We start from the raw sequence: 13,029 nt of genomic DNA, 5'->3' as shown, positions 1-13,029 counted from the left end.
GACGTTCAAACAACTATTGTGGCGAAAATGCAACGGTGTTGCATGGCAGTCAAGCGCTGCGCGAGCTGCGATAGACCGAAACGCCCAGCTCCCGGATCTTCTTGCGTAGCGTATTCCGGTTGAGGCCCAGCAGGTCAGCGGCCTTGATCTGGTTGCCCCTGGTCGCGGTCAGGGCCGCGAGGATCAAGGGATACTCCATTTCCGCAAGAACGCGTTCATAAAGCCCGGACGGCGGCAACGCGTCGCCAAAGCTGGCAAAATACTGCCGCATGTTTTCCTCGACCGCCTGGGAGATCGACAGCGAGCCGTTGCGGCTGGCGGCCTTGTCGATCGGGCTGTCGGGCACCTCCGATCGCAGTTCGTTTTCGATGATTTCCCGGGTGATCACATCTTGTGGATAAAGTGCCGTCAGGCGACGCACCAGGTTCTCGAGTTCGCGCACATTGCCCGGCCACGGATGCGCCTTCATCAGTTCCAGCGCCTCCTGGTCGAAGCGCTTGGCATCGAGACCTTCCTTTTCGGCCTGCTGTACGAAGTGGCGCACGAGATCCGGAATATCCTCGGCGCGATCTCTCAATGGTGGCAGACGCAGCGGAACGACGTTGAGTCGATAGTAGAGGTCCTCGCGGAAGAGGCCCTGATTGATCGACTGCTTCAGGTCCTTGTTGGTCGCGGCGACGATGCGAACGTCCGAGCGGATCGGCGTGCGGCCGCCGACGGTCGTGTATTCGCCCTGTTGCAGCACGCGCAGGAGACGCGTCTGCGCATCCATGGGCATGTCGCCGATCTCATCCAAGAAGAGCGTTCCGCCTTCCGCTTGTTCGAACCGGCCGGTCGAGCGCGTCTGGGCGCCGGTGAAGGCACCTTTTTCGTGACCGAACAGTTCCGACTCGATCAGGTCGCGCGGAATTGCCGCCATGTTGATGGCCACGAAGGGCCCGTTCCGGCGCTTGCCGTAGTCGTGCAATGCGCGAGCGACAAGCTCCTTGCCAGTGCCCGACTCGCCGGTGATCATCAACGTCAGGTCGGTCTGCATCAACCGCGCGAGCACGCGGTAGATTTCCTGCATGGCGGCGGAACGTCCGACGAGCGGCATGCCGTCCTGTGAATCATCGTCCAGCTTCGAGGGTCGGCGCTTCGGCTCCGCCAGTGCCCGGCCAATGATACCGATCAACTCGGTCAGGTCGAAGGGCTTCGGAAGATAGTCATAGGCCCCCTTCTCCGACGCTTTGATGGCGGTCATGAACGTGTTCTGCGCGCTCATGACCAGGACGGGAAGGTCCGGGCGCGCCTTCTTGATCCGCGGCAGAAGGTCGAAGGCATTCTCGTCCGGCATCACCACATCGGTGACCACAAGATCACCGTCGCCGGCGGCGATCCAGCGCCAGAGGGTCGCCGCATTGGAAGTGATGCGCACATCATATCCGGCACGGCTCAGGGCCTGGTTGAGCACGGTGCGAATGGCAGCGTCGTCATCCGCGACGAGGATCGTTGCGCCGGTCATGCATTGGTTCCCTTTGTCATCGCAGTTACGTCATCCGCCGCCTGCCCTTTGGATGCCGGCATCAGAACGCGGAAAGTCGTGCGGCTGTGCTGGCTGTCGCATTCGACGATGCCGCCATGGCCGCCGATGATCTTGGCGACGAGCGCCAGCCCAAGGCCGGACCCATTCGTCTTGGTCGTGATGAAGGGGTCGAAAAGATGCGGCAGGAGATCGGTGGGCACACCTGGTCCGTTGTCGTGCACGCAGAATTCGAGCGGCAAGGAGATCTTCTCCCGCGTCCCGGCCACGGAAAGCCGAATGCCCGGGCGATAGGCGGTCGTCAGCAGGATCTCGCCGTCCGGCCGGTCGCCGATCGCCTCTGCGGCATTCTTCACGAGGTTGAGGAAGACCTGGACGAGCTGGTCGCGATTGGCAAAGACCGGCGGCAGCGACGGATCATAGTTTTCGGATATCCTTATCCCGCGGGCGAAGCCGGCCTTGGCGATTGCCTTCACGTGGTCGAGGACCGAATGAATGTTGAGCGGCACGCGATCAATCGGGCGCTCATCTGAGAACACCTCCATGCGATCGACGAGAGACACGATGCGATCCGTCTCGTCGCAAATCAGCCGCGTCAGGGCTCGGTCCTCGTCCGTGACCGATGTTTCGAGAAGTTGCGCCGCACCCCTGATCCCGGAGAGCGGGTTCTTGATCTCATGGGCCAGCATCGAGGCAAGCCCCGTGACCGAGCGCGCGGCTGCGCGATGGGTGAGCTGCCGGTCGATCTTGTCGGCCATCGACCGTTCCTGGAAGACGATCACTACCGATCCCGACTGCGAAAGTACCGGCGCGACATAAAGATCGACGAGCTTGTCGGCGCCCAGCCGCGGCGAGCTCAGGTCGACCCGGTACTCGTTCACCGGCGCGCGCCTTTCGCGCACCTGCTCTATCAGGGTCAACAGCGGACTGCCGAAGGGGATGAACGCATCGATCGTATGGCGGGCGAGATGGTTGGCGCTCGCGCCGAAGAACGATTCAGCCTCCCAGTTCGCAAAGGCGACATGGCCGTTCTCGTCGACCAGGATCACCGGGTTCTGTATCGCGTTCAGCACCGCCATAGGGAGATCGTTTGCGCCCTCTGCGGGCTCCGGCACTCTTGCCTTTTCGCTCATGCCGCCATTCCCTCCCTGCCCGTCTCCGCGCCGCAGCAAGCGATCGCGCTTGCCACTCGCTCGCGCACCAGTTTCGCGTCATTGGACGTCAGAATTGCCGCCTTCTCCTCGACCGAAAGAGCTGGCGCGAAACGATCGAGATACCAGCCCACGTGCTTGCGGGCAGCGCGGAGCCCCACTTCGGCCCCATAGAAATCGAGCATCATGGAATAGTGCTCGGCGAATATCTCCGCGACCCCCGCCGCATCGGGATGCGCGGCGACACCGGCCAGCAGCGCCGGATGCCACGGCCGCCCCTGAGCCGATCTGCCGACCATTACCGCATCGGCACCCGAGCGGCGAAGGATCTCGCGGGCGTCGGCAATTGTCTCGACATCTCCATTGGCGATCAGCGGCACGGAAACGACATCGCGAACCGCACGGATCGCATCCCAGTCGGCCTTGCCGTTGTAGAATTGCATGCGTGTGCGGCCGTGGATGGTGATCGCCTGCACGCCCGCCTCCGCGGCCCTGCGGGCAATCAGCGGCGCATTGATCGAATTCTCGTCCCAACCGAGCCGCATCTTGACCGTGACCGGCACGTCGACCGCCTTGACCGTCGCTTCGATCAGCGACAGGGCGTGCTCCGGGTCTCGCATCAATGCCGAACCGGAATAGCCCCCGGTCACCTTCTTCGCTGGGCAGCCCATGTTGATGTCGACGATATCCGCCCCATTGGCCTCGACGATGCGCGCCGCCTCGGCCATCCACTGCGCCTCACGCCCGGCAAGCTGAACGATGTGCGGATCGATGCCGGAATTCTTCAGGCGCGCCCAGGATTCGGCCGCATTGCAGACGAGCTCGCGGCTTGCCACCATTTCCGTCACAACAAACCCCGCGCCGAACCGCCAGGCGAGCATGCGAAAGGGGAGATCGGTGACCCCGGACATCGGCGCGAGCGCCACCCGGTTGCGGATTTCGACTTTACCGATCCGGAGCGACGAAGAGAGGGCCGAGGGGGGCAAATGCATATCTTTCGGGCACATTCAAATCTTGCACTATTTTTAGCCATACTTCATCGGCTTGCCAAGCGATTTCCACACGCTCGACAAAATTCCTCCGATGGCTGGCATAGAAAGGACCTTCGCGGTACATCACGGCGAAGATTGGCGAACGGGACCCATACACAAGATGCAACCGGAAGAACAGTTCTCCTGTGGCGTCGTCATCGTCGCGGCCGGCCGCGGTGAGCGCGCGGGCCAATCGGCAGAAGGCCCGAAGCAATACCGAACCATCGGTGACCGGCCGGTTATCGCCCATACACTTGACATTTTCGCGACATGGCCGGGCGCAGGGCCCATCGTCGTCGTCATCCATCCGGACGACGAGGCTCTGTTTGCGGCCGCCCGGATGTGCATGTCGGGCCGGGCCGATCTATCGGTCGTGCACGGCGGTGCAACCCGCCAGCTCTCCGTCCTTGCGGGGCTTGAGGCACTTTCCGGAACCGGTGCGCCGTACGTCATGATCCACGACGCCGTGCGCCCGTTCATCGACCACGCACTGCTCGGCCGTTGCCGCGAGGCGCTGGGGAGCGGAGCGGAGGCCGTGCTGCCGGCAATCGCCGTTGCCGATACGCTGAAACGCACGACGGAGGGCCGCCTTGTCGAGGAGACGGTCCCGCGGGCCGGTCTTTATGCCGCGCAGACGCCGCAATGCTTCCGCCTGGAGGCGATCCTGGCCGCGCACCGCCGCGCGAGCGCGAGCGGCCGTAGCGATTTTACCGATGACGCATCCATCGCCGAATGGGCGGGGCTTCCCGTCCTTCTGGTCGAGGGGGCGGCCGATAACGTCAAGCTTACCCTCAAGAGGGACATATCGATGGCCGATGAGAGATTGAGCCGCCACGCTGTTCCCGACGTGCGCACCGGCAACGGCTATGACGTCCATCAGCTCGTCGAGGGCGACGGCGTCACGCTTTGCGGTGTTTTCATTCCGCATGAGCGCAAGCTCTCCGGCCATTCCGACGCCGACGTCGCGCTGCACGCCTTGACCGATGCGCTGCTTGCCACCTGCGGCGCCGGCGACATCGGCGACCATTTCCCGCCATCCGACCCGCAATGGAAGGGCGCCCCTTCCCGCATCTTCCTTGAACATGCGGCAAAGATCGTGCGCGAACACGGCGGCACGATCACCAATGCCGACATTTCGCTGATCGCCGAAGCGCCGAAGGTCGGTCCCCATCGCCAACAGATGCGCGAAAATCTCGCCGCGATGCTCGACATAGATCTCGATCGCTGCTCGATCAAGGCGACGACGAACGAGAATCTCGGCTTCGTCGGCCGCAAGGAAGGCATTGCCGCGATCGCGACCGCGACGGTCGTCTATCATCGCGGGAAGAAGAACTGATGTGGCCGGCCGAGCTCGAGGAGAAGGCGCGCGCGATCATCGCCGAGTTCACCGGTCGCGGTCTGAAAGTCGCAACGGCAGAGTCCTGCACCGGCGGGCTCATTGCCGCAGCACTGACGGAAATCGCGGGCTCTTCCTCCGTCTTCGACCGCGGCTTCGTCACCTATTCCAATGAGGCGAAAGTCGAGATCGTCGGAGTCGCCGCCGCAACGCTCTTGGCTCATGGCGCCGTCTCGCGCGAAACCGCCGTTGAGATGGCGAAGGGCGCCCTCACGCACTCGCGGGCGGACCTGGCAGTGGCGGTTACGGGCATTGCCGGCCCGAGCGGCGGCTCGGCCGAGAAGCCAGTCGGGCTCGTTCACCTCGCGGCGGCGACGCGAACGGGCCACCTTCTTCACCGGGAAATGCGGTATGGCGACATCGGCCGCGACGCCGTGCGGCTGGCTACGGTCATCACCGCGCTGGACCTCCTGCAGGCAATCGCTCAGGAGCCGTAGATCACGTCGGCCCGGTCTTCGAACGCCTGGGAGAACATGCCGAAGGCGCGGTCGAACATCGACCCCATAAGCGCGCCCAGAATGCGGCTCTTGAATTCGTATTCGATGTAGAAATGCACGATGGACTGGCTGTCGCTCACCGGCTCGAAGCGCCAGACATTGTCGAGGTACTTGAATGGCCCCTCGATATATTTGACGTCGATCATCCGCTCCGCCCTGTTGAGCAGGACCTGCGTGGTGAAGGTCTCGCGGATCGCCTTGTAGCCGACCGTCATGTCCGCCAGCATCAGCACCCTGCCGTCGCGCTCCTTGCGCGAACGCACACTCAAGCCCTCGCAGAGAGGCAGGAATTCCGGGTAGCGCTCGACGTCGGCGACGAGGTCGAACATTTGTTCGGCCGAATGGTTCACGACATGGTTGGTTTCGAAATGTGGCATGAATTTTGAGTTAAGCGCGCGCGCAGGGAAGATCAAGGAGCGCGCGCATTTGTCCCGTGTCTTATGTCCATGGGATTGGTGGCATCGCCGACCTCGAGCGACGACAGGTCTCGTGATTTGCCCCCACGGGCAATGATGGTATCCTGTAACGAGATACCACTACAAAACAAAGATACGCAGGGAGGAGCGAATGGCTGTTCACGGACAGAAGGGCCAGGTCGAGCAGATCCTCACGCCCGCGGATATCCGCACGGCCTACCATGAGGATCCCGAAGGGGCCGAACAGAGACTGTTTGGGCGAATTTCTTGCCCCGACCGGCGCGGCTTTCTACAAAATGCCGGGCTCGCGGCGCTCGGGGCGGCGCTCGGCGCGGCGATGCCTTTCCACCGCAACTTTCCAGCCGGGCTAATGCCGATTGCCTTTGCCCAGGACACCGGCGCCGAACTTATGAAGGAGAAGGACGGACTGACGCTTTTGAACGATCGGCCCCTCAATGCGGAAACGCCCCCGCATCTTCTCGACGATGACGTCACCCCCTATGCACGTCTTTTCATTCGCTCGAACGGGCTTATCCCTCAAACGGCGCTGGACAAGAATGCCGAAGATTGGACCCTCAGGATCGATGGAGTGGTGGACAACGAACTCTCCCTCAGTCTCGACGATCTCAAGAACGACTTCGAAAACGTGACGCTGGCGCTGGTACTCGAGTGCGCGGGCAACGGCCGCGCCTTCTTCGAGCCCGGCGCCTCCGGCAATCAATGGACGGTCGGCGCGGTCGGCTGCCCCGAATGGACGGGAGTGCGCCTGCGCGATGTCCTGGAACGGGCCGGCGTCAAGCCCTCGGCCGTCTATACCGGCCACTATGGCAACGATGTGGACCTCTCGGGAGACCAGGACAAGGTGGTGATTTCCCGCGGTGTGCCGATCGAAAAGGCGATGGAGCCGGAGGCCCTGATCGTATGGGCGATGAATGGCGAGGATTTGCCAGCGCTCCACGGCTTTCCGCTGCGACTGGTCATCCCGGGATATCCGGGTTCCGCCTCGCAAAAATTCCTGACCCGCATCTGGGTGCGCGATCAGGTTCACGACGGTCCCAAAATGGGCGGCTATTCCTATCGCCTGCCCGCCTACCCGGTCGCTCCGGGAACGGAGGTGCCTGAAGAGGACATGGAAATCCTCACCGTCATGCCGGTCAAGTCGATCGTGACCGCACCGGCCACCGGCTCCAATGTTCCGGCCGGCCAGGCGACCGAAGTGCGGGGCCATGCATGGGCCGGCAATGGCGACGTCAAGGCAATGCATGTCTCGCTCGATTTCGGTCAGAGCTGGCAGGAGGCGACGCTGGAGGCTCCGCGCAACAAGTTTGCCTGGCAGCGCTGGCGCGCCAACGTCACGCCGCCGGAAAAGGGCTATTACGAGGTCTGGGCGCGAGCGACCGACATGAACGACGTCATGCAGCCGCCGGTGACGCCCGGCTGGAACCCGCGCGGCTACGGCAACAACATGGTCCACCGGATCGCGCTGTTTGCGCAATGACGACGCGGGGCGCGCTCTTGGGGAGAGCCTTTCCTTGCCGCCGCTTCAACGCAAGCGGCGGAGTATGTCTCTTCAGTGTCGCCGCCTGTCTTCTTGTCGGGGCCGTAAGAGGCCCGCCCGCAAATGCAACGGAATCGTCGATCTACCTTGCGCAACAGGGCGGCGCGCCCGGATACGACCCGATGCAAAGAGGCATCGGAAGACCCACCCAGCGGAGCGAGCCAGCGCCGCCGGGCAACCCCGAACTCGGTGGCCTTCCTGATGCTCCCGGCGCGGAGGACACCTACTATCTTTGCTCAGCTTGCCACTCGATCGCACTGGTGACCCAGCAGCGGCTCACCGATGAGCGATGGAATTACCTGTGGGACTGGATGGTCCGCGAACAGGGCATGCCTGAACAGGATGCAGAAACGCGCCAAGCGATCCTCAGCTATCTGCAGACGCATTTTTCCTCCGAACGGTAGAAATGGGTTTGCGGGTACGCCGTACGTCAAGACTTTGGTTTTCTCAGACGAAGGTGTAGGAATATCGGGGCGACGCGCGTGTCGGCGACGGTAGGGTACAATCGCGCCGCCTCCTCGGAGGCCATCGGTTCGCGCAGTTCCTCCACGACGAAACCCGACGCAATGATCATCGTCATCCAGCTACTGAGCGTCCGGTGAAAGCGGGGGATGCGAAAGGGCGTCGCATTCTCCCGCTCTCTCCGCGGCAGCGACGAAAACAGCCAGGTCTCGATCTGCCCATCGGTCTCGTAGAAATAGTCCGCGACTTCGACGGCATGGCAGTCTCCGTGCTCGTCCCGGATGGTTTTGCGACGTGGTGGCACGAAACAGGGATGGAGGATCGAGAACTGAAAGAAACTGCCTTCACGCAGCACCCGGAAGACCTGCCATAGGACGCGAGGCTGGTCGGGCATGTCCATCAACGACATGAAGGCCGTCACAAAATCGAACGCACCGTCCTCGAAAGGCAGATCGGCGCCATCGCCAAGCACATAGCGGATACCGCGGGGATCATCTTCCTCCTGCTCCTGGGCATGGCGGATGAAGGTCGGCGCGATGTCGATCGCCGTCATCAGGGCACCGTGTTCGGCAAGACGGCGGGTGTTACTCCCTTCGCCGCAGCCGAGATCAAGCCCGCGCAGACCAGCGACAGGCGGCAGCATGTCGAGGAATGCGGGGGTATTCAGCGCATCGCGATAGACGTCGTAGCCAGCGCGAGAGAACCTCGTCCAGTTCTCGGCATTCGCCTCCCAGCAGGCGCCAACCTCGGAAGATTGCATCGAAGCCTCCACAGTCACACCCGAAGGTTGCGGTCTACATTGTCAAGCCTTTTTCGGCAAGACCGCCGGTCACTGCGCTGCAGATATCGTCGCGGCTCGGCTACTCCGCCGCGAGCTTCTTCTCGCGCGCCGCCCTCAGCCGTGCGAAGTCCTCGCCGGCATGATGCGACGAGCGCGTCAGCGGGCTCGATGAGACCATCAGGAAGCCCTTGGTATAGGCGACCGTCTCATAGGACTTGAACTCGTCCGGGGTGACGAAGTTTTCGACCTTGTGATGCTTGCGCGTCGGCTGCAGATATTGGCCGATCGTCAGGAAATCGACGTCGGCGGTGCGCAGATCGTCCATCAACTGCAGCACCTCGTTCCGCTCCTCGCCGAGGCCGACCATGATGCCGGACTTGGTGAACATCGACGGGTCGAGTTCCTTTACCCGCTGCAAGAGCCGGATGGAATGGAAGTAGCGCGCTCCCGGGCGCACCGTCAGGTAGTTGGACGCAACGGTCTCGAGATTATGGTTGAAGACGTCGGGCCTGGCGGCGACGACACGCTCCAGCGCCCCGGGCTTGCGCAGGAAGTCGGGCGTCAGGATTTCGATCGTGGTTTCCGGCGACGCCTCGCGGATCGCAAAGATCACCTTCTCGAAATGTTCGGCACCGCCGTCTTCAAGGTCGTCGCGGTCGACCGAGGTGATGACCACGTGGCTCAGGCCCATCTGCTTGACCGCTTTCGCGACATTTACCGGCTCATCCAGGTCGAGCGCGTTCGGCTTGCCGGTTGAGACGTTGCAGAAGGCGCAGGCGCGCGTACAGATCTCGCCCATGATCATGAAGGTGGCGTGCTTCTTGTCCCAGCATTCGCCGATATTGGGGCAGCCGGCCTCTTCGCAGACCGTGACGAGCTTGTTGCCCTTCACGATCGAACGGGTCTCCATGTAGCCTTTCGAGGTCGGCGCCTTCACGCGGATCCAGTCCGGCTTGCGCAGGACTTCCGTGTCCGGCCTGTGCGCCTTTTCCGGATGACGAACACGCTCAGCCCGATCCGAGACCGCATCGAAAACCGTTACCATCTGTCTTCCTTCATCGTGTCGAGCAAGCGGCCGTGCCGTTCGCACTATGTCGTTTATATAACGAGTTGGACGCAAAAAGTCAGGCCGCCATTTGCATGGCAGCCTGACCGCAAGTGAATGGCGGCTGAAGTCCTAACCTCTGACGGCGCGCCCCGCCGCAATCAACAGGCAGGCGCCGATGAAGCCGATGATGAGATAGGCGACCCAGCCGGTATAGGCGATGCCGAGGGCCGCCAGAATGAAGTTCAGCACCAGGGCGCCGATGATGCCAAGGACGATATTGGCGATCAGGCCCATCTGGCTGTTCATGAATCTCTCGGCCAGCCAGCCGGCAAGCCCGCCAATGATGATTGCGGCCAGAAGACCCACTCCGTTCAGGCTCATGATGACCTCCACGCGTTGCCGATGACTTGCGAGCAATGTGCGAAAGGTTCGAAAGTTCCGGCCGCCGGTTCCGCATCAGGCGTTCAATACGCGCCCATAGGCATCGAGAACGCTTTCCTTCATCATCTCCGAAAGCGTCGGATGCGGGAAGACCGTGTGCATCAGTTCCTCCTCGGTCGTCTCCAGATTCATGGCGACGACGAAGCCCTGGATGAGCTCGGTCACTTCCGCGCCGACCATGTGGGCGCCGAGGAGTTCACCGGAGTTCTTGTCGAAGATCGTCTTGATCAGGCCCTGATCCTCGCCGAGCGCGATCGCCTTGCCATTGGCGCCGAAGCTGTAGCGGCCGACGCGGATGTCGCGGCCGAGCTCCTTGGCCCTGGCTTCGGTCAAACCGACCGAGGCGACCTGCGGGTCGCAATAGGTGCAGCCGGGGATCTTGCCCTTGTCGAGCGCGTGCACGCCTGGGACGCCGGCGATCTTCTCGACGCAGATCACGCCCTCGTGCTCGGCCTTGTGCGCCAGCATTGGCGGTCCCGCGACGTCGCCGATGGCATAGACGCCGGCGACCGTCGTCTTGCCATAGCCGTCGGTGACGATGCAGCCGCGGCTGGTCTCGACCCCCAGCGCCTCGAGGCCGAGGTCCTCGATGTTGCCCTGCACTCCGACGGCGGAGATCAGACGATCCGCCTTGATCTGCGTCACCTTGCCGTCCTTCGTCTCGACATGGGCGGTGACGTCATTGGCACCCTTTTCGACCTTCGTCACCTTGGCGTCGGTAAAGATCTTGAGCCCGCGCTTCTCGAGCTGCTTGCGGGCGAAGGCGGAAATCTCCGCGTCCTCGACCGGCATGATCTGCGGCAGGAGCTCGACGACGGTAACGTCGACGCCCATCGAGCGGTAGAAGCTCGCGAACTCGATGCCGATCGCGCCGGAGCCCATGACGAGCATGGATTTCGGCATTTCCTCAGGCTTCATCGCCTCGAAATAGGTCCAGATCAGCTTACCATCGGGCTCGATGCCGGGCAGCGCCCGCGGACGGGCGCCGGTCGCGATGATAATATGCTTGGCCGTGTAGGTGCCCTCGCCCTTGACGCCCTTCGGAACCGGGTTCTGCGGTTGGACCGCCGGCTTCGACGGCGCTGCGACGACGATCTCGCCGGGTTTGGTCAGCTTCGCCTCGCCCCAGATCACGTCGATCTTGTTCTTCTTCATGAGAAAGGCGACGCCGCCATTCAGCCGCGCCGAAACCGCTCGCGAGCGTGCGACGACGTCCTTGACGTTGGCGGTCATCTTGCCTTCGAGGGTCAGACCGTAATTCTTGGCATGGTTGGCATGGTCGAGAATTTCGGCCGAGCGCAGGAGCGCCTTGGTGGGGATGCAGCCCCAGTTGAGGCAGATGCCGCCCAGGTGCTCGCGTTCGACGATCGCTGTCTTCAAGCCCAGCTGTGCCGAGCGGATGGCGGTGACATAGCCGCCCGGGCCCGAACCGATAACGATGACGTCGTAATTCTCAGCCATGTGTTTCCTACCTTTGTTTCAGTCGTCCTTGCGGGTGAAAAGCACCCAGTCATGTTTCTTCATGTCCTCGAAAAGCGGGACGGCCTCAGCGCGCGCCACCTCCTCGAAGCCGTTGGTCCTATAGAGCGCCTGCGCCTTTTCATTGTGGCTTTCGGTGATCAGGCTTACCGGCGCCGAGCCGGCGCGACCGAATTCATGCCCGAGCAGGGCGCGACCGATTCCCTTGCCGCGATGGGCTTTGTAGACGCCGAGGCTGTCGATGAACCAGTGGCCGACCACCTGCTTCTGCAGGGCAAGCAGAGGCACGAGCACCGGGTGCTTTGGCTCGATTTCGAGTACGGACTCATCCAGGCCGTACGACACGGAGACGCCGAAGATCTCATCTTCGACGACAGCTACGATTGCGTCGCGCCAAGTGCCGAGACCGCTATCCTGGCGCAGCCTGTTGCGGCCGTGCTCAAAGGCGGTTTCCGCCGTTTTGCTCAAGACGCCGCCGTACCAAAGCCAGGAGGCAAAGCCGTGCGAAGCGATATCGATGAGGATCGCAAGCTCCGCCGCGTCCGCTTTTGCCGCCGGTCTCAGGATCGCTCGAGCCGCCATCGTCAGAGACCGAGCATCATCCGCACGACCGGCTCCAGGCCGCGGCCGATCGCCCGGGTGTTTTCGGCGTCAAGATGGACGCCGTCGAGCGGCGTTGTCCGGGCAATGGAACCCGCGTCGAAGAAACCGCAATCGAGTTCGTCGGCAAGGTCGCGATAAAGCGAAGCCAGCATTGTCGATTCCTCGACGCCGCCGGCAAACATCGCGGCGAAGTCGCTGTCAGCCGTTTCGCAAATCGGCGGCGGCGACACGATGAGGATGCCCGGCTCCTCCTCCGTCACCATCGGCCAATCGTGATGACGGACGAGTTTGACCAGACGCTCGATACCCTTGACGGCGCCGGAGGCGGTACCGTGGATCACCGGTTTCATATCATTCGAACCGAGCATGAAGATAACGAGATGGAGCGGCGCGTGACTGTGGAGAACGGTCGGGAGCACACGGGCGCCGTTGCGGTCGCAATCCGCGAGGTGGTCGTCATAGGCGGTGGTGCGCCCGTTCAGCCCCTCGGCGATGACATTGACGCCCGAGCCGAGCGCCTGCTGCAGCACGCTCGGCCAGCGATCTTCGAGCGCGTGCCGGCCGGCGTCGGCAGCGTCATAGCCCCAGGTCAGACTGTCACCATAGCAAAGGACTGTCTTCATCTGCCTACTCGCTTGTCTAGG

14 protein-coding genes are annotated in these 13,029 nt (G+C 62.7%); 4 read left to right on the top strand and 10 right to left on the bottom strand.

The features are described from left to right. Positions 1-49: 49 nt before the first annotated feature. From ntrC to dusB, 3 genes are read right to left on the bottom strand one after another with little or no spacing between them, the layout of a single operon-like run. A complete protein-coding gene (gene ntrC / locus SJ05684_RS06240; protein WP_034854693.1) occupies positions 50-1,504 on the bottom strand; it encodes a nitrogen regulation protein NR(I) in 1,455 nt (484 codons plus the stop codon). Then, a complete protein-coding gene (locus SJ05684_RS06235; RefSeq protein WP_034854694.1) occupies positions 1,501-2,655 on the bottom strand; it encodes a two-component system sensor histidine kinase NtrB in 1,155 nt (384 codons plus the stop codon). Before SJ05684_RS06235 ends, ntrC begins: the two co-directional genes overlap by 4 nt. Continuing rightward, positions 2,652-3,680 (bottom strand): tRNA dihydrouridine synthase DusB, encoded by a 1,029-nt coding sequence (gene dusB, locus SJ05684_RS06230; protein ID WP_034854695.1) that lies wholly within the window; start codon positions 3,678-3,680, stop codon positions 2,652-2,654. Before dusB ends, SJ05684_RS06235 begins: the two co-directional genes overlap by 4 nt. Before the next feature lie 145 nt (positions 3,681-3,825). Here dusB and SJ05684_RS06225 point away from each other — a divergent pair, with 145 nt between their 5' ends. Beyond that, complete coding sequence (locus tag SJ05684_RS06225; protein WP_034854696.1) at positions 3,826-5,040, top strand: bifunctional 2-C-methyl-D-erythritol 4-phosphate cytidylyltransferase/2-C-methyl-D-erythritol 2,4-cyclodiphosphate synthase; 1,215 nt, start codon at positions 3,826-3,828, stop codon at positions 5,038-5,040. Continuing rightward, positions 5,040-5,537 (top strand): CinA family protein, encoded by a 498-nt coding sequence (locus SJ05684_RS06220; protein WP_034854697.1) that lies wholly within the window; start codon positions 5,040-5,042, stop codon positions 5,535-5,537. Before SJ05684_RS06225 ends, SJ05684_RS06220 begins: the two co-directional genes overlap by 1 nt. On the opposite strand, the gene SJ05684_RS06215 is transcribed toward SJ05684_RS06220, so the two are convergent. Beyond that, positions 5,525-5,974 (bottom strand): type II toxin-antitoxin system RatA family toxin, encoded by a 450-nt coding sequence (locus SJ05684_RS06215; RefSeq protein WP_034854698.1) that lies wholly within the window; start codon positions 5,972-5,974, stop codon positions 5,525-5,527. The two genes, SJ05684_RS06220 and SJ05684_RS06215, sit on opposite strands and share 13 nt — an antisense overlap. A 190-nt stretch (positions 5,975-6,164) precedes the next feature. Between SJ05684_RS06215 and SJ05684_RS06210 the strand changes: the two genes are divergently transcribed. Together SJ05684_RS06210 and SJ05684_RS06205 are read left to right on the top strand one after the other, a co-directional pair. Then, positions 6,165-7,511: a sulfite oxidase gene (locus SJ05684_RS06210; RefSeq protein WP_083846130.1), complete on the top strand. Its 1,347-nt coding sequence runs from the start codon at positions 6,165-6,167 to the stop codon at positions 7,509-7,511. Between the two features lie 182 nt (positions 7,512-7,693). Next, the gene (locus tag SJ05684_RS06205) at positions 7,694-7,975 is read left to right on the top strand and encodes a hypothetical protein (protein ID WP_202947462.1); all 282 of its coding nucleotides are present in this window, start codon (positions 7,694-7,696) and stop codon (positions 7,973-7,975) included. A gap of 26 nt (positions 7,976-8,001) precedes the next feature. Here SJ05684_RS06205 and SJ05684_RS06200 read toward each other — a convergent pair whose 3' ends face one another. The 6 genes from SJ05684_RS06200 to SJ05684_RS06175 all read right to left on the bottom strand — a co-directional run bounded on the left by SJ05684_RS06200 (position 8,002) and on the right by SJ05684_RS06175 (position 13,008). After that, positions 8,002-8,793: a class I SAM-dependent methyltransferase gene (locus tag SJ05684_RS06200; RefSeq protein ID WP_034854699.1), complete on the bottom strand. Its 792-nt coding sequence runs from the start codon at positions 8,791-8,793 to the stop codon at positions 8,002-8,004. 100 nt (positions 8,794-8,893) lie between these two features. Next, complete coding sequence (lipA, locus tag SJ05684_RS06195) at positions 8,894-9,859, bottom strand: lipoyl synthase (RefSeq protein ID WP_034854700.1); 966 nt, start codon at positions 9,857-9,859, stop codon at positions 8,894-8,896. A gap of 132 nt (positions 9,860-9,991) precedes the next feature. Beyond that, the gene (locus tag SJ05684_RS06190) at positions 9,992-10,243 is read right to left on the bottom strand and encodes a GlsB/YeaQ/YmgE family stress response membrane protein (protein WP_034854701.1); all 252 of its coding nucleotides are present in this window, start codon (positions 10,241-10,243) and stop codon (positions 9,992-9,994) included. A gap of 75 nt (positions 10,244-10,318) precedes the next feature. Beyond that, positions 10,319-11,764, bottom strand: coding sequence for a dihydrolipoyl dehydrogenase (gene lpdA, locus SJ05684_RS06185; RefSeq protein WP_034854703.1), 1,446 nt, complete (start codon positions 11,762-11,764; stop codon positions 10,319-10,321). A gap of 18 nt (positions 11,765-11,782) precedes the next feature. Continuing rightward, positions 11,783-12,364, bottom strand: coding sequence for a GNAT family N-acetyltransferase (locus SJ05684_RS06180; RefSeq protein ID WP_034854704.1), 582 nt, complete (start codon positions 12,362-12,364; stop codon positions 11,783-11,785). A 2-nt stretch (positions 12,365-12,366) separates the two neighbouring features. Further along, entirely contained in the window at positions 12,367-13,008 is a 642-nt protein-coding gene (locus SJ05684_RS06175) for an SGNH/GDSL hydrolase family protein (protein ID WP_034854705.1), read from the bottom strand. Positions 13,009-13,029 lie beyond the last annotated feature (21 nt).

This window comes from Sinorhizobium sojae CCBAU 05684 (genome assembly GCF_002288525.1).
GTDB classification, from domain to species: Bacteria; Pseudomonadota; Alphaproteobacteria; order Rhizobiales; family Rhizobiaceae; genus Sinorhizobium; species Sinorhizobium sojae.
This window is presented reverse-complemented; position numbering and strand designations above follow the sequence as displayed.